At 66.8% G+C, this 20,176-nt stretch carries 13 protein-coding genes; 10 read left to right on the forward strand and 3 right to left on the reverse strand.

Translation table 11 applies throughout. The annotated features are described in order from the left end of the window. Nucleotides 1-68: 68 nt before the first annotated feature. Entirely contained in the window at nt 69-1,109 is a 1,041-nt protein-coding gene (locus AB839_RS10200; RefSeq protein WP_061479273.1) for a DUF1176 domain-containing protein, read from the reverse strand. Nucleotides 1,110-1,267: 158 nt separating this feature from the next. On the opposite strand from AB839_RS10200, the gene recJ reads away from it, so the two are divergent. The 10 genes from recJ to AB839_RS10250 all read left to right on the forward strand — a co-directional run bounded on the left by recJ (nt 1,268) and on the right by AB839_RS10250 (nt 17,209). Then, on the forward strand, nt 1,268-3,025 hold the full coding sequence (gene recJ, locus AB839_RS10205) for a single-stranded-DNA-specific exonuclease RecJ (protein WP_061479293.1): 1,758 nt from the start codon (nt 1,268-1,270) through the stop codon (nt 3,023-3,025). Between the two features lie 144 nt (nt 3,026-3,169). Next, nucleotides 3,170-6,079 carry a VIT domain-containing protein gene (locus tag AB839_RS10210; RefSeq protein WP_061479274.1) on the forward strand — a complete coding sequence of 970 codons (2,910 nt, stop codon included), beginning with the start codon at nt 3,170-3,172 and terminating at the stop codon, nt 6,077-6,079. A gap of 78 nt (nt 6,080-6,157) precedes the next feature. Then, on the forward strand, nt 6,158-6,406 hold the full coding sequence (locus AB839_RS21720) for a hypothetical protein (RefSeq protein WP_061479275.1): 249 nt from the start codon (nt 6,158-6,160) through the stop codon (nt 6,404-6,406). Further along, nucleotides 6,329-7,454, forward strand: a protein-coding gene (gene prfB, locus AB839_RS10220) for a peptide chain release factor 2 (RefSeq protein ID WP_111008336.1) whose coding sequence is annotated in 2 segments (ribosomal slippage) — nt 6,329-6,403 and nt 6,405-7,454 — 1,125 coding nt in all. Because the reading frame shifts where the segments join, the coding sequence is not laid out codon by codon here. Before AB839_RS21720 ends, prfB begins: the two co-directional genes overlap by 78 nt. A gap of 153 nt (nt 7,455-7,607) precedes the next feature. Next, nucleotides 7,608-8,390 carry a helix-turn-helix transcriptional regulator gene (locus tag AB839_RS10225; protein WP_019661470.1) on the forward strand — a complete coding sequence of 261 codons (783 nt, stop codon included), beginning with the start codon at nt 7,608-7,610 and terminating at the stop codon, nt 8,388-8,390. Nucleotides 8,391-8,940: 550 nt separating this feature from the next. Beyond that, on the forward strand, nt 8,941-10,326 hold the full coding sequence (locus tag AB839_RS10230) for an NAD-dependent succinate-semialdehyde dehydrogenase (protein ID WP_061479276.1): 1,386 nt from the start codon (nt 8,941-8,943) through the stop codon (nt 10,324-10,326). Nucleotides 10,327-10,389: 63 nt separating this feature from the next. After that, nucleotides 10,390-12,030, forward strand: a complete 1,641-nt coding sequence (locus tag AB839_RS10235) for an acetolactate synthase large subunit (RefSeq protein ID WP_061479277.1) — start codon at nt 10,390-10,392, stop codon at nt 12,028-12,030. A 146-nt stretch (nt 12,031-12,176) separates the two neighbouring features. Next, nucleotides 12,177-13,688, forward strand: coding sequence for a lysine--tRNA ligase (gene lysS / locus AB839_RS10240; protein WP_061479278.1), 1,512 nt, complete (start codon nt 12,177-12,179; stop codon nt 13,686-13,688). A gap of 204 nt (nt 13,689-13,892) precedes the next feature. Further along, a complete protein-coding gene (locus AB839_RS10245) occupies nt 13,893-15,038 on the forward strand; it encodes a two-component system response regulator (RefSeq protein ID WP_049435901.1) in 1,146 nt (381 codons plus the stop codon). Then, nucleotides 15,035-17,209 carry a response regulator gene (locus AB839_RS10250; RefSeq protein WP_061479279.1) on the forward strand — a complete coding sequence of 725 codons (2,175 nt, stop codon included), beginning with the start codon at nt 15,035-15,037 and terminating at the stop codon, nt 17,207-17,209. The genes AB839_RS10245 and AB839_RS10250 overlap by 4 nt, the downstream gene beginning before the upstream one ends. Before the next feature lie 70 nt (nt 17,210-17,279). Here AB839_RS10250 and AB839_RS10255 read toward each other — a convergent pair whose 3' ends face one another. Next, nucleotides 17,280-18,152, reverse strand: coding sequence for a crotonase/enoyl-CoA hydratase family protein (locus AB839_RS10255; RefSeq protein WP_061479280.1), 873 nt, complete (start codon nt 18,150-18,152; stop codon nt 17,280-17,282). A 161-nt stretch (nt 18,153-18,313) separates the two neighbouring features. Further along, nucleotides 18,314-19,990, reverse strand: coding sequence for a long-chain fatty acid--CoA ligase (locus tag AB839_RS10260; RefSeq protein WP_061479281.1), 1,677 nt, complete (start codon nt 19,988-19,990; stop codon nt 18,314-18,316). Nucleotides 19,991-20,176: the final 186 nt, after the last annotated feature.

Raw genomic sequence — 20,176 nt, forward strand, 5'->3', positions numbered from 1 at the left:
ACGGCGTTGACCCCGATGTTTGCCGGGGTTGCCGGCCAGCGGGCGGCACTATCGCAGATAGCGGCGCCTCAACGGACCTCGCTGACCACCGTCGGCAGCTGCCAATGACCACCCGCCACGCCGCGGCACTGCCCGGTGGTGAACTCGCCGCTCTTCACGAATCGCGCGCCATCCCAGGCCCAGTCGTGGCCGGAAAAGCAGTCACCGATGCCGCGTCCACGGAAGCGCCCGCGCAGCGTCGCGTCATCGCGATCAAAGTCCTCCGCGTTGGAGGTCACGAACTTCGCCTGGTACGGCGCCCTGTCCTGCACTACCCAGTAGCCGCTGCTGAAGTTGTAGGCACCCATGAAGCAGCTGGTGCTTGCCAGCACATGCTGGGCGTCCAGTCGCTGGATCTCGATCTCGTCTGTCCCGCCCTCGCTCAGGCGGGCGCACTCATCCGGCTTCGGCAGGCTGGCGATCAGTGCCTTGCGCAGGCCCGGTGCTTTCGCCAGTGCCGCGTCCGAGGCGCGCGGTGCCACCAGTGTGCCGCGCATGATCACTGGCACCGGCAACGCCGCAGGTACGCTCGTTTCGGGCTTGTCGCCACGCCGCACCAGCGCCCCCGGCGTGTCCAGCCGGCCCTGGGCCTCGTCCATCTTCAGTAGTACGGCCGCCGCACCGCGGTCGGAGATCGGCCACGCCTTGCCCTCGCCGTCGATGATGTCGATGCGTGCCTGGCGCGGCAGCGCGGCGACCAGCGCATCGGTCTGTCCCTGCTGCAGCAGTACTTGATCTCCGTCGCCGGTGTCGCGCACCGGGCCCAGGTCCTTGCCGTTCAGGTGCAGGCGCAGCGCCCCGGTCGGCGTCGGGCTTCCGCCATCCTCGCCATTGCGCAGCCGCGCGAGCACCTTCGTACCCGGGCCGCCGGCGCGCTCCAGCATCAGGCTGAGCAGGTTGCCCGCAGCTTGCGGGCTGTAGCCAGCCGCGCGGCAGGTGCGGGTGTTGTCACAGGCCAGCGACCAGTCGTTGTGTTCGAATTCGACCCCGGGCCTGGGCTCAGGCGTCGCGGAGTGGGCGGCCGAGGCCACGGTGAGTGCCATCAGCGCGGTCAGCAGGGTGCGGGTCATGGATGGAAGTCCGTTCCAGGGCAGGCAAGCATGGAAGATGCGGTCGTGAAATCCAAATGCTGCTGGCCGAAGAGCCAAGGTGCCTCGTCAGCAGCGGCAGCCGACTGGGAGAGTGGTGCACGTTATGATGTGCAGGTCTTTCGTAACCGGCGATGCCGATGTCCCTTGCCGCCGATGCTGTGCAGCCCGCCTCTGATACGCCGATGATCCGCCGCCGCGATGCGGTCGTACCCGGCAGTTGGCCGGAGGGCACGCTGCCGCTGCTGGCGCGTCTCTATGCCAGCCGTGGCGCAGGTACACCGGAGTTGGCGCAGCCGAAGCTGGGCAATCTGCACGCGCCTGAGCTGCTGACCGGCATCGATGATGCGGTGGGTCTGCTGATCGAGGCCATCGCCAACGACAAGCGCATCCTGGTGGTCGGCGATTTCGATTGCGATGGCGCCACCGCCTGTGCGGTCGGCGTGCGGGGCCTGCGCATGCTCGGCGCGCAACACGTCTTCCACGCGGTGCCGAACCGCATGGTGCACGGCTACGGCCTGTCACCGTCGCTGGTGGAGGAGCTGGCCGCGCTGCAGCCGGACCTGCTGGTTACGGTCGACCACGGCATTGCCTGCCATGCGGGCGTGACCGCGGCCAAGGCGCGCGGCTGGCAGGTGCTGGTCACCGACCATCACCTTCCCGGGCCGCAGTTGCCGCCGGCCGATGTCATCGTCGATCCCAATCTCGACGGTGATGCCTTCCCCAGCAAGTCACTGGCCGGCGTCGGCGTGATCTTCTACGTGCTGATGGCGCTGCGCCGGCAGATGCGCGAGGCCGGCGTCTTTGCCGATGGCAAGGGACCGGACCTGACCACGCTGCTGGACTTGGTGGCGGTGGGCACCGTTGCGGACCTGGTAGCGCTGGACCCGAACAACCGTGCGCTGGTCAGCGCAGGCCTACGCCGTCTGCGCGCGGGGCAGGGCTGTGTCGGCCTGCGTGCGCTGATCGAAGCCAGCGGCCGTGATGCTGCGCGGCTGACCGCTACCGACATCGGCTTTGCACTCGGCCCGCGCCTGAATGCCGCAGGCCGGCTGGAAGACATGGCGCTGGGCATCGCGCTGCTGTTGACCGAAGACCCGCGCCAGGCGCGCGAGATCGCGCAGACGCTGGAGCAGATCAACTCAGAACGCCGCGCCGTCCAGCAGTCGATGACCGATGACGCCGAGCAGGCGTTGACCCGCGTGGTGCTCGACATGTCGGGGCAGCGACCGGTGGCGGCCTGCCTGTTCGATGCCGACTGGCATCCGGGCGTGGTCGGCCTGGTCGCGTCGAAGATGAAGGATCGCCTGCATCGTCCGGTGATCGCCTTCGCCCCGGCCGAGCCCGGCGCCGATACCCTGCGTGGCTCTGCGCGCTCGATTCCCGGGCTGCACATCCGTGACGCCCTGGCGCTGGTCGATGCGCGCCACCCAGGCCTGATCGAACGCTTCGGCGGCCACGCCATGGCGGCTGGGCTCAGCCTGCGGCGTGACCACGTTGATGACTTCAAGGCAGCCTTCGTCGCGGTGGTGCTGGAGATGCTCGATCCGGCGGCACTGCAGCAGCAGGTGCTCAGTGACGGCGAGCTGGCCGCGGACGAGCTGGACCATCGCCACGCCGATGCGTTGCGCCTGGCCGGGCCGTGGGGCCAGGGTTTCCCCGAGCCACTGTTCGATGGCCGCTTCGAAGTGGCCAACTGGCGCGTGCTGAAGGAGCGTCACCTGAAGCTGGAACTGCGCCTGCCCGGCGTACCCGGCACCATCAACGCCATCCATTTCGGCGGCTGGCACGGCAACGCGCCGAGTCGCCACGTGCATCTCGCCTATCGGCTCGCCTGCGACGACTATCGCGGCGGCAGCGCCATCCAGCTGATCGTCGAGCACTGCCTGCCCGCCTGAGAAAAAGGGGACGGAGGGGATTAAGTCGCTTGTGCCTTGTTTGCCAGTTGCGACTTAATCCCCTCCGTCCCCATTTTTTGGTCTCCCAACCCCGTTACGGCTGCTGGTGCGTTCAACGATCCACGATCCCACTGGAGTCCGGTCATGGTCTTCGCCCGTTGCTGCATTGTGTTGTTGCTGGCCCTTGCGGCCTGGCCCGCTGGCGCGCAGTCGCCGCCGATCTCCCGGCCGCAGGCCGCCACCCCGCTGCTGATCGCACCGGCGGCTGAGCAGCCGGTTCAATTACGACAAGCCCGCATCGAAGGCGAAGTGCAGGCCGGCATCGCCCAGACCCGGATCACGCTGGAATTCCACAACCCCAACCGGCGGGTACTGGAGGGCGAGCTGCAGTTCCCGCTGGCCGATGGCCAGCAGATCAGCGGCTTCGCGCTGGATATCAACGGCGAGATGCGTGACGCGGTGCCGGTGCCCAAGGACCGCGGCCGCCAGGTGTTCGAGGAGATCGCCCGTCGTGGCGTCGACCCGGGGCTGCTGGAACAGACCGCCGGCAACCAGTTCCGGCTGCGCATCTATCCGCTGCCGGCCGGCGGCAGCCGGCGCGTGCAGCTGGTGATTCGCGAGCCGTTGGCCTTCGCCGGCCAAGGCTGGCAGTGGACGCTGCCGCTGCAGTTTGCTGCCGGTGCAGCCTCGGTTGAACTGAAACTGCAGGCACCTGGCACGACCACCGTAGGTACGGCGCCATTCCGCATCAGCGCGGGCCAGCTGCAGTGGCAGGGCAGGGGTGCGCAGCTGCCGCAACAGCTGCAGTGGCAGCTGCCGGCAGCCCGCCAGGCACAGGTGCAGGTGGCGCCCTGGCAGGACGGCCATTACCTGCTGGCGCAGCTGCCGGTGGCGGCCAGCAGCACGCCGCGCAGACTGCCGAGCGAAATCGGCCTGCTGTGGGACGGCTCCGGTTCGGCGGGACAGCGCGAACGCACGCGTGAGTTCGTACTGCTGGATCACTACTTCGCCGCGATGGGCGACGGCACCGTGGCCTTGACCGTGCTGCGCGATCGCGCCGAGCCGGTAAGGCGCTTCCGCATCCGCGCCGGTAACTGGAGCGAGCTGCGTGCAGCGCTGCAGGCCGTGCGCCCGGACGGTGCCAGCGCGCTGGCGCAGTGGCAGCCGCAATCGAGCGTGAAGGAATACCTGCTGTTTAGCGATGGCCTGCTGACCTATGGGCCGGAACAGCTGTCGGCGATGGCGCCGGATCAACGCCTGTTTGCCGTCAGCAGCGCCGGCGCGCGCACCGATGCCGTGCGACTGCGGGGTTGGAGTGAGGCGCATGGCGGTCGCTTCGTCGCGCTGGGCAAGGATGTCGATGCGGCGGTGCACGCGTTGCTGGCATCGCCGCTGGATGTGCAGGTCGATGCGGGACGCGGCGTGCAGGAAGTAGTGATCGATCGCCGCAGTGAAGCCGACGGCTGGCTGTGGCTGCACGCACGACTGGCAGCCGACGGTGTGCCGATGCGGGTGCGCGTGGGTGGCGGCGAATGGCAGGCGTTGCCCGCCACGCAGAAGAGCAAGGACGGTGAACTGCTGGCCGGTTTGTGGGCGCAGGCGCGTCTGCAGCAGCTGGCCGCCGACCGCCGTGGCAACCGCGAGGCGATGCAGCGCCTGTCACAACAGTTTGGCCTGGTGGGGCCGGATACCTCGCTGATCGTGCTGGAGACGTTGGAGGACTACCTGCGCTATGCGATCCGCCCTTCGGGCACGCTGCGCGCCGAGTACGACGCCAGGTTTGCAGTGCAGGTAAGAGATCGCGCCGCTGCTGATCGCCAGCGCCTGGATGAAGTGGCCGCCCGCTGGAAGGAGCGCCAGCAGTGGTGGAACCGCAGCTGGCCGAAGGATGCGCCGCCGCAGGCGAAGGGCGGGGCACTGGAAGTGGCCTCGGCGGACTACGCGATGGAATCGGCCCCGATGGCGATGCTCGCCGCGCCTGCCCCCGCCGCTCCGCCCGCCCCCACGCCGATGGCGGCGACCGAGCAACGCATGGAAGCCAGCAGCGCGCGTGCACGTCGCTCAGCGCCTGCATCGAACAAGGCCCTGGATTCAATCACGGTCACTGGTGGCCGTGTCACTGCGCCCGCTGCCGCCAACGACGGCCAGCTCGGCATCCAGCTGGCGGCCTGGCAGCCGGACTCGGCCATCGCCCGGCGCCTGCGCCAGGGGCCGCCGTCGCAGCTCTATGACCGCTATCTGGCCGAGCGCGATGCCCACGCCGACAGCAGCGCGTTCTTCCTCGATGTGGCCGACCTGCTGCTGGAGCAGGGCCAGCGCGAGCTGGCACTGCGGGTGCTGTCGAACCTGGCCGAAATGGATCTGGACAACCGCCACCTGCTGCGCGTGCTCGGTTACCGACTGATGCAGGCCGATGCTCCCGCACTGGCGGTGCCGGTGTTCGAGCAGGTGCTGGCGATGGGCCAGGAAGAACCGCAGAGCTTCCGCGACCTGGGCCTGGCGCTGGCAGCGGCCGGCAAGCCACAGCAGGCGCTGGCGCCGCTGTACCAGGTGGTGGTGCGGCCGTGGGACAGCCGCTTCGATGGCATCGCCCTGATCGCACTGGATGAGCTGACCAACCTGGTGGCCGGCAGCACGCCCCGGCTGGATACCACCGGCATCGACCCGCGCCTGTTGCAGGCGATGCCGCTGGACCTCCGCGTGGTGCTGTCGTGGGACGCCGACAACAGCGACATGGACCTGTGGGTAACCGACCCGAACGGCGAGCGCGCTTACTACGGTAATCGGCTGACGTACCAGGGCGGGCAGATGTCGCAGGACTTTACCGGCGGCTATGGCCCCGAGCAGTTCTCGCTGCGCAACGCCAAGCCGGGCAAGTACAAGGTGGAGGCGAACTACTTTGGCAGCCGCCAGCAGCTGGTGACCGGTGCGACAACCCTGATGCTGCGGCTGACCACCCACTGGGGCACGCCGAAGCAGAAGGATCAGATGGTGACGATGCGACTGAAGGACCGTGCCGAGACCGTGCTGGTGGGCGAGTTCGAGGTTAAATAGTCAACTGCCCCAAGTGGCCGTCCGAGGGGGGGCAAGGAAGACCCTCGTCGACGCCGCTCTGGGGCAAGGAGGCCCTGTGTGGGGTCGGCCGCAGCCCGGCCGGCTCCCCGCGCCAAGGCGGACATCGCCCGCCTGAATGCAGCGCCAGTGCATCATGCTGGAGCCCCGGCGCAGGCCCAGGCCCTCATTCCGGGCATCCCCGGCCTGCGGTATCATTACCAGTCATCTTTTGAATGCATAACCGCCGACATGATCGAACTGAATCCTGTCCGCCAGCGCATCACCGATCTGACCGATCGCGTGCTGTCGCTTCGGGGGTATCTTTGACTACGACGCCAAGAAAGAGCGTCTTGAAGAAGTAACGCGGGAGCTGGAAAGCCCCGACGTCTGGAACAACGCCGAGTACGCCCAGAACCTGGGCCGCGAGCGTTCCAGCCTGGAAAAGACCGTGGGCGGCATCGCCTCGGTGCTCGATGGCCTGAACGACGCCACTGAACTGCTGGAGCTGGCCGAGTCCGAGCAGGACGAGGAGACCGCACTGGCGGTGGTCGCCGACCTCGACAAGCACCAGGCGCACGTGGAGAAGCTGGAGTTCCAGCGCATGTTCTCCGGCGAGATGGACAATGCGGCCGCGTTCGTCGACATCCAGGCCGGTGCCGGTGGCACCGAAGCCCAGGACTGGGCCGAGATCCTGCTGCGCATGTACCTGCGCTGGTGCGAGTCGCGCGGCTGGAAGACCGAACTGATGGAAGTCTCCGGTGGCGACGTCGCCGGCATCAAGTCGGCCACGCTGCGCGTGGAAGGCGATTACGCCTACGGCTGGCTGAAGACCGAGACCGGCGTGCACCGCCTGGTGCGCAAGTCGCCGTTCGACTCGGACAACCGCCGCCACACCAGCTTCACCTCGGTGTTCGTGTCGCCGGAAATCGATGACAACATCGACATCACCATCAACCCGGCCGACCTGCGTACCGACGTGTACCGTTCGTCCGGTGCCGGTGGTCAGCACGTGAACAAGACCGAGTCGGCGGTGCGTATCACCCACATCCCGACCAACATCGTTGTGGCCTGCCAGACCGGCCGCAGCCAGCACCAGAACCGCGACAACGCGATGAAGATGCTGGCCGCCAAGCTGTACGAGCTGGAGATCCAGAAGCGCAACGCCGAGAAGGACGCGGTGGAAGCCACCAAGTCCGACATTGGCTGGGGCAGCCAGATCCGCAACTACGTGCTCGACCAGAGCCGTATCAAGGACCTGCGTACCGGCATCGAGCGTTCAGATACGCAGAAGGTGCTGGACGGCGACCTGGACGAGTTCGTCGAGGCCAGCCTGAAGGCCGGTTTGGCCGTGGGCTCCAAGCGCGCCGATGCCTGATCGACGCGCCTGCGCGGATTTCCTCACCCTCGTGCGCAACGCCGAGGGTGGCTGATCACGCTTCCGGTAGAGCCGAGCCCATGCTCGGCTGCTGTTGGCGCAGTAGCAGACGCGTCGAGCATGGCTCGACGCTACAAGGGGTAGGACGGGCCGATGATGCGCAGCGAAAGTGAACGCAAGGAACTCGGTGGCTTCCTCAAGGCCTGCCGCGCCCGTGTCGACCCCGCCACGCTCGGCCTCCCGGCCGGGCGCCGGCGCACCCCGGGCCTGAAGCGCGAGGAAGTCGCGCTGGCGATCGGGGTCAGCGTCAGCTGGTACACCTGGATCGAGCAGGGCCGTGAAGTGCGCGCCTCGCCCGAAGTGCTGGAGCGCCTGGCGCAGGTGCTGCGCATGAGCGACGACGAGCGCGCCTACGCGTTCGCGCTGTCCGGCTACGGCGTGCCTCTGGAATCGCCGGACGAGAGCGTGACCGATGGCCTGCGCCAGCTGGTGGAGGCGATGCAGCCGATCCCGGCCTACGTACGCAATACCCGCTTCGACATCCTGGCCTGGAACCCGGCCATCGCCGATCTTTTCGTGGACTACAGCCAGCTGGCGCCGCATGAGCGCAACACGCTGCGGCTGATGTTCCTGTACCCGCCGTATCGCACGCTGATCCTCAACTGGGAAGAAATGACCCGCGGGCTGCTGGCGGGCTTCCGCGCGGCGATGGCGCAGGCCCCGGACAAGGCCCCGTTCCTGGCGCTGGTGGAAGACATCGCCGCGCACAGCGAAGAGTTTCGCCAGTGGTGGCCGGAGCACGACGTGCGTCGGTTCGATGAAGGTGCGAAGAAGCTCAACCATCCCACGCGGGGGTTGCTGGACCTGCAGTACGTGGCGCTGGTGCCGGAGAGCCGGCACGACCTTTCCCTGGTGACCTACCTGCCGCGGAAGTAGGTTGATCGGCAGGGCTTGCAGCCCTGCACCTGCTCAATGCAACGGCCAAAGCCAGAGCCAGAGCCAGAGCCAGAGCTAGGTTCCGTGGTTTGGCGGGGCGGTGTCGGAGTGCGGGGACGCCGCAAGTACGTCCGTGTAGGCTTGGCAGCCGCTTGCTCGTGTGCGCAGGACAGCGCACACGAGCAAGCGGCGACCGAGCTTACATGGGTAAGGGCGCTTTGCTTGCGAAGCACTGCTTCGCAAGCGCCCGAACGCACAGCCGCCAGCGGCTGGGCCGGGCCCCGGAGGGGTACTTGCAGCGTCCCCCTCAACCGGACCCGCCCCGCCAACCCACGGAATGCCAGCTTCTGCCGTTGCCGTTGCCGTTGCCTTGGCTTGGCTTGGCTTGAAGCCTCTGCGGGTGCAGGGCGCAGCCCTGCCGATAACCCCATTCACACAGGTAAGTGCAGGTCACAGGATAAGCAGACGCCTTGTTGCCTCCGCCAATCGGGTCCACATTTCTGGGCAGAAGACGGGCCGCTGCCCGTTGCCGAGACAACAGGAGCCCTGCATGTCCGCTGCCCCCACCACCGCCATTTCCCGCGATCCGGCCACCGGCCAGCAGATCGCCAGCCATCCCTTCGCCACCGATGCCGAGCTGGAAACAATCCTCGATCGCGGCCAGGTCGGCTTTGCGGCCTGGAGCGTCAAGAGCCTCGAACAGCGCGCAGACGTACTGCGTGCGATGGCCGCCGTACTGCGGCGTGACCGCGAAAAGCTGGCCGCGCTGGCTACCGCCGAGATGGGCAAGGTACAGGCCGAATCGCTGGCCGAGATCGAGAAGTGTGCCGTGCTGTGCGACTGGTACGCCGACCATGGCGCGCAGTTCCTGCGCGACGAACCGACCCAGGTGCCCGACGACAAGGCCTACGTGTCCTACCTGCCGCTGGGCGTGGTGCTGGGCATCATGCCGTGGAACTTCCCGTACTGGCAGGTGATGCGTGCGGCGGTGCCGATCCTGATGGGCGGCAACGGTTTCCTGCTGAAGCCGGCCGAGAACATCGTCGGTACCGCGCAGCTGCTCGACGCGGCCTGGCGCGATGCCGGCCTGCCGGAAGGCACCTTCATCGCCGCCAACATCAGCCGCGAGGGCACCAGCCGCGCGATCGCCGATGATCGCATCGCTGCAGTGACCCTGACCGGCAGCGTGGCCGCAGGCCGCAGCATCGCCGCCCAGGCCGGGCAGGCGCTGAAGAAGGTGGTGCTGGAGCTGGGGGGCTCGGATCCGTTCATCGTACTGGCCGACGCCGATCTGGACGCCGCCGTTGATGCGGCGGTAGCCTCGCGCTTCCAGAACACCGGGCAGGTCTGCATCGCCGGAAAGCGCATCATCGTCGAAGACGCGGTCTACGACCGTTTCGTGGCGCAGTTCTGCGAGAAGGTGCAGGCACTGACCATCGGCGATGGCCGCGAGGCAGGCAACCGCATCGGGCCGATGGCACGCCAGGACCTGCTGGAACAGTTGGACGCGCAGGTGCGCGCCTCGGTGGAGGCAGGCGCGATGCTGCTCGTCGGTGGCCATCAGCTCGATCGCCCGGGCGCGTTCTATGCGCCCACCGTGTTGGCGGACGTGGAGCCGGGCATGCAGGCCTTCGATACCGAGACCTTCGGGCCGGTGGCCTCGATCAGTCGCGCCCGCGACGCCGACCATGCGGTGGAACTGGCCAACCAGAGCGAATTCGGCCTGAGCGGCAACCTGTGGACCGGCGACCGCGCGCGGGCCATGCAGCTGGCGCGCCGGCTGCAGACCGGCGGCGTGTTCGTCAACGGCTTCTCCGCTTCAGACCCGCGCGTGCCGATCGGCGGCGTGAAAAAGAGTGGCTTCGGTCGTGAGCTCTCGCACTTCGGCATCCGCGAATTCGTCAACGCGCAGACGGTGTGGTTCGACAAGCGTTGACGCGCAGCTTCCCTCCTTCCTGCAACGATCCACCATCAGTCCAGCGAAAAGGACGGCATTCCAATGTCCAAGGGTTCAGATCTGCTTGTCGCCGCACTTGAGAACGAAGGCGTCGAGCGCATTTTCGGTATCCCCGGCGAGGAAAACCTCGACGTGGTCGAGTCGCTTCGTCATTCCAGCATCGAGCTGGTCATCACCCGCCACGAGCAGGCAGCGGTGTTCATGGCCGCCACCTATGGCCGCCTGACCGGCAAGCCCGGCGTGTGCCTGGCCACGCTCGGTCCGGGCGCGCTCAACTTCACCACCGGCGCCGCCTATGCGCTGCTCGGTGCGTGGCCGGTGATCATGATCACTGGCCAGAAGGGCATCGTCGCCAGCAAGCAGGCGCGCTTCCAGATCGTCGACATCGTCGGCACGATGAAGCCGCTGACCAAGCAGGCACGGCAGATCGTCTCGGCGCGCACGATCCCGACCATCGTCCGCGAGGCGTTCCGTGTCGCCCAGGAAGAGCGCCCGGGCCCAGTGCTGCTGGAGCTGCCCGAAGACATCGCGGCCGATGAGGTGGAGGGCGTGGCGCTGGTGCCGCCGCACGCGGTGGATCGTCCCATCGCCAGCCCGGAAGCGTTGGATCGGGCGGCAGAGACCATCCGCAGTGCCAAGCGACCGTTGCTGATGATCGCTTCGGCGGCGTCGCGGCCGCAGTCCAGCGAGGCGCTGTCGGCGTTCGTGCTGCGCGCCGGCATTCCGTTCTTCACCACGCAGATGGGCAAGGGCGCGGTGGCCGGCGGCTCGGGCCTGTACATGGGTACCGCAGCGCTGACCGAGCGTGATTACGTGCACATGGCGATCGACCAGGCCGACGTGATCGTGACCATCGGCCACGAGGTCACCGAGAAGCCGCCGTTCGTGATGCGCCCGGGCGGGCCGACCGTGATCCATATCGGCTACTCGCAGGCGGCGGTGGAACAGGTGTACTTCCCGCAGGTGGAGGTGATCGGCGACATCGGCCGTTCGCTGACCCAGCTGGCCGACCGCATCGAAGGCGCGGTGCCGAATGCCGCCGCGCTGCTGCCGCTGCGCGCGACCATCCTCGAGCATCTGGCCGACCGTGCCGAGGAGGCCCGTTTCACCCCGCAGCGGCTGGTGCACGACGTGCGCCAGGTGATGCCGCCGGACGGCATCGTGGCGCTGGACAACGGCATGTACAAGATCTGGTTCGCTCGCAACTACCGTACCCAGGTCGCCAACACATTGCTGCTGGACAACGCGCTGGCGACCATGGGCGCGGGCCTGCCATCGGCGATCATGGCCTCGATCCTGTATCCACAGCGGCGGGTGCTGGCGGTGTGTGGCGATGGTGGTTTCATGATGAACAGCCAGGAGCTGGAGACAGCGCGCCGGCTGGGGCTCAACCTGGTGGTGCTGATCCTCAACGACGGCGCCTACGGCATGATCCGCTGGAAGCAGGCGGTGGATGGCTTCACCGACTACGGCATGACCTTCAGCAACCCGGATTTCGTGAAGTACGCCGAGGCCTATGGCTGCAAGGGGCATGAGGTGACCGCCATCGAGCAGTTCATCCCGACCCTGCAGGCGGCGTTCAACGAGGGCGGGGTGCACCTGGTGTCGGTACCGGTCGATTACTCGGAGAACCAGCGGGTGCTGGTGGACGAGCTGCGGCAGGCGTTCCCCGGGAACGCGTAGGCGCCGATCCGCTGATGGGGTCAGATCCCTTTGCTGCGCAAAGGGATCTGACCCCTCTCCAGGCCGGGGCAGGGCGGTTTTGGTATGCTGTGGAGCCGGCCGCGCCGGGCGCAAGATCCCCCTCACTACACGATTCCCGCAGATCCATGAGCGAAGCTACCGATACCCCCCCCGTCGACGAGAACAAGTTGATCGCCGAGCGCCGTGAGAAACTCAAAGCGCTGCGTGGGCAGGGCATCGCGTACCCGAACGATTTCCGTCGTGAGGACTTCGCCGGCCGCCTGCAGGACGAATTCGCCGATGCCGAACAGTGGACCGCCGAGGCGCTGGAAGGCAACGGCCGCCAGGTGAAGATGGCCGGCCGCCTGATGGCCAAGCGCATCATGGGCAAGGCGAGCTTCGCGCAGATCCAGGACGAGTCCGGCCGCATCCAGCTGTTCCTGCAGGGGGCCGTGCTGGGCGACGCCTACACCGCGTTCAAGGGCTGGGACGTGGGCGACATCATCGCCGTCGAAGGCGGCCTGACCCGGACCAGGACCGGCGAGCTGTCGGTCAAGGCCGAGTCGATCCGCCTGCTGACCAAGTCGCTGCGTCCGTTGCCGGACAAGTGGCACGGCCTGGCCGACGTCGAGCAGCGCTACCGCCAGCGTTACGTCGATCTGATCGTGACCCCGGAATCGCGCGCGGTCTTCATCAAGCGCTCGAAGATCATCCGCGCCATGCGTGCGTGGCTGGACAACCGCGACTTCCTGGAAGTCGAGACGCCGATGATGCATTACATCCCCGGCGGCGCGGCGGCCAAGCCGTTCACCACCCACCACAACGCGCTGGACCTGGACCTGTACCTGCGCGTGGCGCCGGAGCTGTACCTCAAGCGACTGACCGTGGGCGGCCTGGAGCGCGTGTACGAGATCAACCGCAACTTCCGCAACGAAGGCGTCAGCACCCGCCACAATCCGGAATTCACCATGATGGAGCTGTACGAGGCCTATGCCACGTACAACGAGATCATGGACCTGACCGAAGGCGTGATCCGTGACGTGGCCAGGACGGTCAACGGCAGCACCGAGGTCGAGTGGGACGGCGCGAAGATCGACCTGGGCCCGGCGTTCCGCCGCTGGCGCATGGACGAAGCCGTGCGCCACCACAACCCGGAAATCTCGGTTGCCGACTGCACCGACCGTGACGCGCTGCTGCGCCATTGCGAGCGTTTGAACATCCGCGTCAAGCCGTCCTACGGCTGGGGCAAGCTGCTGCTTGAGATCTTCGAGGCCACCGTCGAGCACACCCTGATCCAGCCGACCTTCATCACCGACCATCCGGTGGAAGTCTCGCCGCTGGCCCGTGCCAACGACAATGATCCGGGCTACACCGACCGCTTCGAGCTGTTCGTCAACGGCAAGGAGCTGGCCAATGGCTTCTCCGAGTTGAACGACCCGGAAGATCAGGCCCAGCGCTTCCAGGCCCAGGTGGCCGCGAAGGAAGGTGGCGACGATGAGGCCATGCACTACGACGCCGACTACATCCGTGCGCTGGAGTACGGCATGGCCCCGACCGGCGGCCTCGGCATCGGCGTCGATCGTCTGGTGATGCTGCTGACCGGCAGCAGCTCGATCCGCGATGTGCTGCTGTTCCCGTACATGCGTCCGGAGCAGTAAGTCGCGTTTTTGACTCCCGATTGTGCGCGCCGTCCCGAAACGAGACGGCGCGATTGACGCGTCCCGCACTCGGCGTATCGTAATTGCACTACCTTGACGCCTGTTATGGCTTGATCGGCGTCAGGGGAGGGCACGGTGTGGGGAGTCCGCTTCACATTGTGATGACGATCATGAATCGGGACGCATGACACGGGAGTCAGGCCGATGCAGGGTGCGAGCGTTCGCAGCGGCAGAGTATCCTCGCCTGCTGATGATCCAGCGTGGTCGAAAAACCAGGCAGAGTACGCGTTGAATATCGTCATCGTTGATGACCAGACTTCCGCCCGGACGATGCTGCGTCACGTCATCGAAGACATCGCGCCGGAACTGAGCGTGTATGACTTCGGCGATCCGCTGACCGCATTGGCCTGGTGCGAAGCCCATCCGGTCGACCTGTTGCTGCTCGATTACCGCATGCCGGAGATGGACGGGCTGGAATTCGCCCGTCGTTTCCGTCGCCTGCCCAAGCACCGCGACATTCCGGTGATCCTGATCACCGTGGTCGGTGACGAGCCGATCCGCCAGGCGGCACTGGAAGCCGGCGTCATCGACTTCCTGGTCAAGCCGATCCGCCCGCGCGAACTGCGTGCTCGCTGCTACAACCTGCTGCAGCTGCGCCAGCAGACCGAGAACGTGAAGCAACGGGCGCTGTCGCTGGAGCAGCGCCTGCTGGCCAGCATGCATGAGGTCGAAGAGCGGGAGCGCGAAACGCTGTCGCGGCTGGCGCGCGCGATCGAGTTCCGTGATGCCGGCACCAGCGCCTACCTGGAGCGCATGGCACGCGTGGCCGGCCTGATTGCCGAACAGCTCGGGCTGCCCGAGGAGGAGGTGCGCCTGATCGAAATGGCTGCACCGCTGCATGACATGGGCAAGATCGCCATTCCCGATGCGGTGCTGCTCAAGCAGGGCAAGCTCAACGAGGAGGAGCTGGCGATCATGCGCCGGCACCCGCGGATTGGCCATGAACTGCTGAGCGGCAGCCAGAATCGTTTCATCCAGGTTGGCGCGTTGATCGCACTGCGTCATCATGAGCGCTACGACGGCAGCGGCTATCCTGATGGGCTGGTCGGCGATGCGATTCCGCTGGAAGCGCGCATCGTGGCTGTCGCCGATGTCTTCGACGCCCTGATTTCGCCCCGTCCGTACAAGGAAGCATGGACCATGGAAGCCACCCTGGCTTATCTCTACGCCCAGCGTGGCCGGCTGTTCGATCCCCGATGCGTGGACGCGCTGCTGCGCGGCCGCGAACAGCTGGACCAGATCTGCGCCGAGCATTCGATGGCGTCCGCGCGCCCGGGGCTTGGCGCGTGAAACGGCTGTTGTCGCAGCTGCGGCTGCGCCTGTCCCAGCGCCAGGACAGCGAACACGGCCAGCAGATCGTCCGTATTGTCCTGATCAGCCTGATCCTGGTCTACGTGCTCTTGCCGGCGCCGCGCCACGACCTGCCGCACACGCAGTACGTGGGCGTGCTGGCGATCGTATTGACCGGCCTGAGCCTGTCGCTGCTGTTGTTCGGCTGGCTGCTGTGGCGGCCGGCGCGTTCCGATCCCCGCCGCGTGCTGGGCATGCTCGCCGACTATGGCCTGATCGCTGCCGGCATGGTGCAGATGGGCGAGCCCCTGGCCTGGGTCTACATCGTGGTGATGTGGGTGACGGTCGGCAATGGCATGCGCTTCGGCAACCACTACCTGTACGTGGCGGTGGCGATGGCGATGGTGAGCTTCGGTTGCACGGTGCTGCTGACGCCTTACTGGCAACAGAATTTCCGTCTGGCCATCGGCCTCTGGCTCGGCCTGGCGGCGGTGCCGCTGTACTTCTCGACGCTGCTGCGGCAGCTGACCGAAGCGATGGCCGAGGCGCGCCGTGCCAGCGAGGCCAAGAGCCGTTTCCTGGCCAACATGAGCCACGAGTTCCGCACGCCGTTGAACGGCCTCAACGGCATGACCGAAGTGCTGGCGACCACGCGCCTGGACGATGAGCAGCGCGAGTGCCTCAACACCATCCAGGCGTCGTCGCGCAGCCTGCTGGCGCTGGTGGAGGAAGTGCTGGACATCTCGGCCATCGAGGCCGGCAAGCTGCGCGTGGTGGCCGAAGACTTCGCCGTGGCCGACGTGATCCAGGCAATCGGGCTGATCCTGTTGCCGCAGGCCAAGGCCAAGCGCCTGGATTACCGGGTGAAGGTCGCCGATGGTGTGCCGCCACGCGTGCGCGGAGACGTCGGGCACCTGCGGCAGATCCTGCTGAACCTGGCCGGCAACGCGGTCAAGTTCACCGATCACGGCCGGGTCGAAATCCGTGTCAGCGTGGTGCAGGCCGATACCAGTGGCGCGGTGCGGCTGCGCTTCGACATCCTCGACACCGGCATCGGCGTGGCCCCGGCCATGCGTGCGCGGCTGTTCGATGCCTTCGAGCAGGCTGACGTCAGCATGGCGCGACGCCACGAGGGCACCGGGCTGGGCACAACCATCGCCAAGGGCCTGGTCGAGGCGATGGACGGTGACATCGGCTATCTGGAAAACCCGCCGCGCGGCAGCCACTTCTGGGTCGAGCTGCCGTTCGCGCCGCCGCAGCCGCAGGTGCCGGGTGCGGTGCCGAGCCTGACCGGCGACGACGACGTGGGGCCGGGCGGCAACGTGATCGCATTTGCCGACCCGTTCCTGCGCCATCGCGCCCGCGTGCGCAGCATGCAGATCCTGGTGGCCGACGACCACGAGGCCAACCGCATGGTCCTGCAGCGCCTGCTGCAGAAGGCCGGGCATCGCGTGCTGTGCGTGGATGGCGGTGAGGCGGTGCTGGATGCGCTGGCCGACAGTGAATTCGACGCGGTCATTGTCGACCTGCACATGCCGGGCATGAGCGGGCTGGACATGCTGAAGGAGTTGCGGGTGATGCAGGCCGGCGGCGGTCCGCGCACGCCGGTGCTGGTGCTCAGCGCCGATGTCACGCCCGAGGCGATCCAGCGCTGTACCCAGGCTGGGGCGCATGCGTTCCTGGCCAAGCCCGTGGTGGCGGTGCGCCTGCTCGATACCCTGGCCGAGATCGCCAGCAACGCCCAGCTGAAGACCATGGCCGCACCGGTGGTGCGACCGATGGCGCTGCAGGACGGGGTGCTCGACAGCAGCGTGCTGGACGAGCTGGCCTCGCTGGGCATGGGCGAGGGCTTCGAACGTGAGTTCATCCGCCAATGCCTGGAGGACGTGGCGGGCTGCATGGGCAAGGCCGAGCAGGCCGGTGAGGCCACGCAGTGGGATGTGTTCCGCGAACAGTCCCACGCGATCAAGGGCGTGGCCAGCAACCTCGGCCTGATGCGCGCGTCCAACCGTGCCGGCGAGCTGATGCGGATGGCCGACTGGCAGCTGAAGACCGAATGGCGCCAGCGCCTGGGCATCCTGCAGGAGGCGATCAAGGAAGGCCGGCGCGCGCTGGAGGCACGGGCCGAACGCCGGCTGCGCGGCGCTGCCGACGATGGCGAGGCGCGTTGAACCACGGCAGGGTGCATAAAAAAAGCCCGGTGGCCAACCGGGCTTGAACCCATCCTGGGGGAGGGATGAATCAGGCCGCGTCGAGACTGGCGCGACGGGTCTGGGCCTTGATCAGGCGGTCCATGGTACGCAGCGAACGGTCGCCGAGTGCGAGGGCGGAATCGACCCATACCTTGGTGATCTCCAGCAGTTCGTCGTAGCTGACCGGCTGGGCGATGGCGCGTGCGGCGTTCATCGCCAGATAGGACTGCGGCGTGCGCTGCTGCTGGCGGATCAGTTCTTCCACCGCCGCCCGGCCTTCGCCCTTCTTCACCAGCACGTCGACCACGCCCATCGCGTGCATCTCCTCGGCGCTGTAGACCCGGCCGTCGAGGATGATCTTCTCGGCCAGGTGGGGGGACACGCGCCGGCACAGGAAGGAGTACGCACCCATGCCCGGGAACAGGCCGAACAGCACCTCCGGCAGGCCCAGTCCGCTGCCTTCCTCGGCGACGATGGTGTGGCAGGCCAGGGCCATTTCCAGGCCGCCGCCGAGGGCGTCACCCTGGATCAGCGCGATCGAACGGACGTCGCCGCCGAACCCGGTGTGCAGGTGGTGCACGCCCTCCACGCAGCGCTGGGCGTAGTTCAGCAGGAGGTCGCGGTTGCCTTCACGGATCAGGCGGGTGAACAGGTCCAGGTCGCCGCCCAGGTTGTAGGCGACGGCATCGGAGGCCAGCACGAAATGCCGCAATGTTCCGCTGTGGCGTTCGGCAGGGCTGCGGGTGATGGCCGCCATGTAGCTCCACATTTCGTCAAGCATGTCCTTGCGGCAGCAGGGGCGGATCCCGGTGGCGGCGTCGGCGTGCATGAACAGCCAGTGGGCAGCGCCGTCGGCGCTGTCTTCGGTACGGATGGTGGCGAACGGTGAGCCGCTTGAAGGCAGCTTTTCGATGGTACTCATGGAAGGGTCCTCGGCATGCGGCCCGCAGTGTCAGGTGGGTGGCCGGCGGGCCGAACGGTCCACACACGCGGCGATGCTACACCGCCCCAGGGGCGTCGCATGCGAAAGGGCCCGGGACGTTTCCGCCCCGGGCCCTGCATCGTTCAAATTGCCGCAAACCCTTACTGGGCGGGCGTATCGCGGAGTTCGCGACGGAGGATCTTGCCGACATTGGTCTTCGGCAGCTCCTTTCGGAATTCAACGATTTTGGGGTGCTTGTAGCCGGTCAGGTTGGCCCGGGCATGCTCCTTGACCATTTCGGCGGTCAGGTTCGGATCCTTCTTCACGATGACCACCTTCACCACCTCGCCGGACTTGTCGTCCGGGACGCCGACCGCGGCCACTTCCAGCACGCCCGGCATCATCGCGATCACGTCCTCGACTTCATTCGGGTACACGTTGAAGCCGGACACCAGGATCATGTCCTTCTTGCGGTCGACGATGTAGAAGAAGCCGTGTTCGTCCATCTTCGCCATGTCGCCGGTATGCAACCAGCCGTCGGCATCGATCGCCTTGGCGGTTTCCTCCGGGCGCTGCCAGTAGCCCTTCATCACCTGCGGGCCCTTGATGCAGAGCTCGCCGACCTCGCCCAGCGGCAGGATGGCGCTGTTGTCGTCCTTGATGCAGGCATCGGTGGACGGGATCGGCAAGCCGATCGAGCCGTTGTATTCGGTCAGGGTGAGCGGGTTGATGCAGGCCGCCGGCGAGGTCTCGGTCAGGCCATACGCCTCCACCAGGGTCACCCCGGTGACCTTCTTCCAACGCTCGGCCACGGCGCGTTGCACCGCCATGCCGCCGCCCAGGGTGACCTTCAGCGAGGAAAAGTCGACGGTGTCGAAGCCGGGGGTGTTGAGCAGGCCATTGAACAGCGTGTTGACGCCGGTGATGGCGGTGAAGCGCACCGACTTGAGCTCCTTGACGAAGCCCTTCATGTCACGCGGATTGGTGATCAGGTGGTTGCAGCCACCGAACTTCATGAAGACCAGCCCGTTCGCGGTCAGTGCGAAGATGTGGTACAGCGGCAGGGCGGTGATGATCCACTCCTTGCCCATCTCGATGCCCGACGCACTGATCCAGGCCGAGGCCTGCTGCATGTTGGCGATCAGGTTGCGGTTGGTCAGCATCGCGCCCTTGGCCACGCCGGTGGTGCCGCCGGTGTACTGCAGGAACGCAATGTCGTCGTGGTCGATCTCGACCTGGGGCAGGCTGTGGCGGCTGCCGATCTTCAGCGCCTGGCGGAAGCGCACCGCGCCCTTGAGATGGTAGTTGGGCACCATCTTCTTGATGTACTTCAGCACGAAGTTGACGATCACGCCCTTGGCGCCAAGCAGGTCGCCCAGGCCGGTGGTGATCACGTGCTTGACCGGCGTATCGGCGATGACCTGCTCGACGGTGTCGCCGAAGTTGTCGACCACCACCAGTGCGGTCACGCCGGCATCGATCAGCTGGTGCTTGAGCTCGCGCGCGGTGTACAACGGATTGACATTGACCACGGTCAGGCCGGCGCGCAGCACGCCGAAGGTGGCCACCGGGTACTGCAGGCAGTTGGGCATCATCAGGGCGACGCGGTCACCCTTCTTGAGCTTGAGCTCTCCCAGCAGGTAGGCCGCGAACTGATTGACCAGCGCGTCGGTCTCGCCATAGGTGAGGACCTTGCCGAAGCTGGAGTAGGCGGGACGGTCGCGGAATTTCGCGACGGAAGCGTCGAAGACCGAAGCTACCGAATGGAACTCGTTGACGTCGATCTCGGCGGGAACACCTTTCGGATAGCTCTGCAGCCAGGGACGATCCAGACTCATATTCCCCCTCCAGGAATCGTGATGTATTAGGTTCCGGCCCTGAGCGTATCGACAACGGCCGGTCATTGCAGCATACCCCGCCGTAGGGAAAACGCGAAGAGGCCCCGAAGGGCCTCTTTGCTGGGTCGTGCCGGCCGCCGGCCGGCATCTGCGCTGGACAGGCGATCCGGCGGATGCCGGCCAGCG

The organism is Stenotrophomonas sp. DDT-1 (genome assembly GCF_001580555.1).
Taxonomy (GTDB): Bacteria; Pseudomonadota; Gammaproteobacteria; order Xanthomonadales; family Xanthomonadaceae; genus Stenotrophomonas; species Stenotrophomonas sepilia.

Excerpts from the sequence above, each read along its gene's own strand:
- AB839_RS10200 (WP_061479273.1), bottom strand. The coding sequence starts at position 1,109 with ATGACCCGCACCCTGCTGACCGCGCTGATGGCACTCACCGTGGCCTCG.
- recJ (WP_061479293.1), top strand. The coding sequence starts at position 1,268 with ATGTCCCTTGCCGCCGATGCTGTGCAGCCCGCCTCTGATACGCCGATG.
- AB839_RS10210 (WP_061479274.1), top strand. The coding sequence starts at position 3,170 with ATGGTCTTCGCCCGTTGCTGCATTGTGTTGTTGCTGGCCCTTGCGGCC.
- AB839_RS10225 (WP_019661470.1), top strand. The coding sequence starts at position 7,608 with ATGATGCGCAGCGAAAGTGAACGCAAGGAACTCGGTGGCTTCCTCAAG.
- AB839_RS10230 (WP_061479276.1), top strand. The coding sequence starts at position 8,941 with ATGTCCGCTGCCCCCACCACCGCCATTTCCCGCGATCCGGCCACCGGC.
- AB839_RS10235 (WP_061479277.1), top strand. The coding sequence starts at position 10,390 with ATGTCCAAGGGTTCAGATCTGCTTGTCGCCGCACTTGAGAACGAAGGC.
- lysS (WP_061479278.1), top strand. The coding sequence starts at position 12,177 with ATGAGCGAAGCTACCGATACCCCCCCCGTCGACGAGAACAAGTTGATC.
- AB839_RS10245 (WP_049435901.1), top strand. The coding sequence starts at position 13,893 with ATGCAGGGTGCGAGCGTTCGCAGCGGCAGAGTATCCTCGCCTGCTGAT.
- AB839_RS10255 (WP_061479280.1), bottom strand. The coding sequence starts at position 18,152 with ATGAGTACCATCGAAAAGCTGCCTTCAAGCGGCTCACCGTTCGCCACC.
- AB839_RS10260 (WP_061479281.1), bottom strand. The coding sequence starts at position 19,990 with ATGAGTCTGGATCGTCCCTGGCTGCAGAGCTATCCGAAAGGTGTTCCC.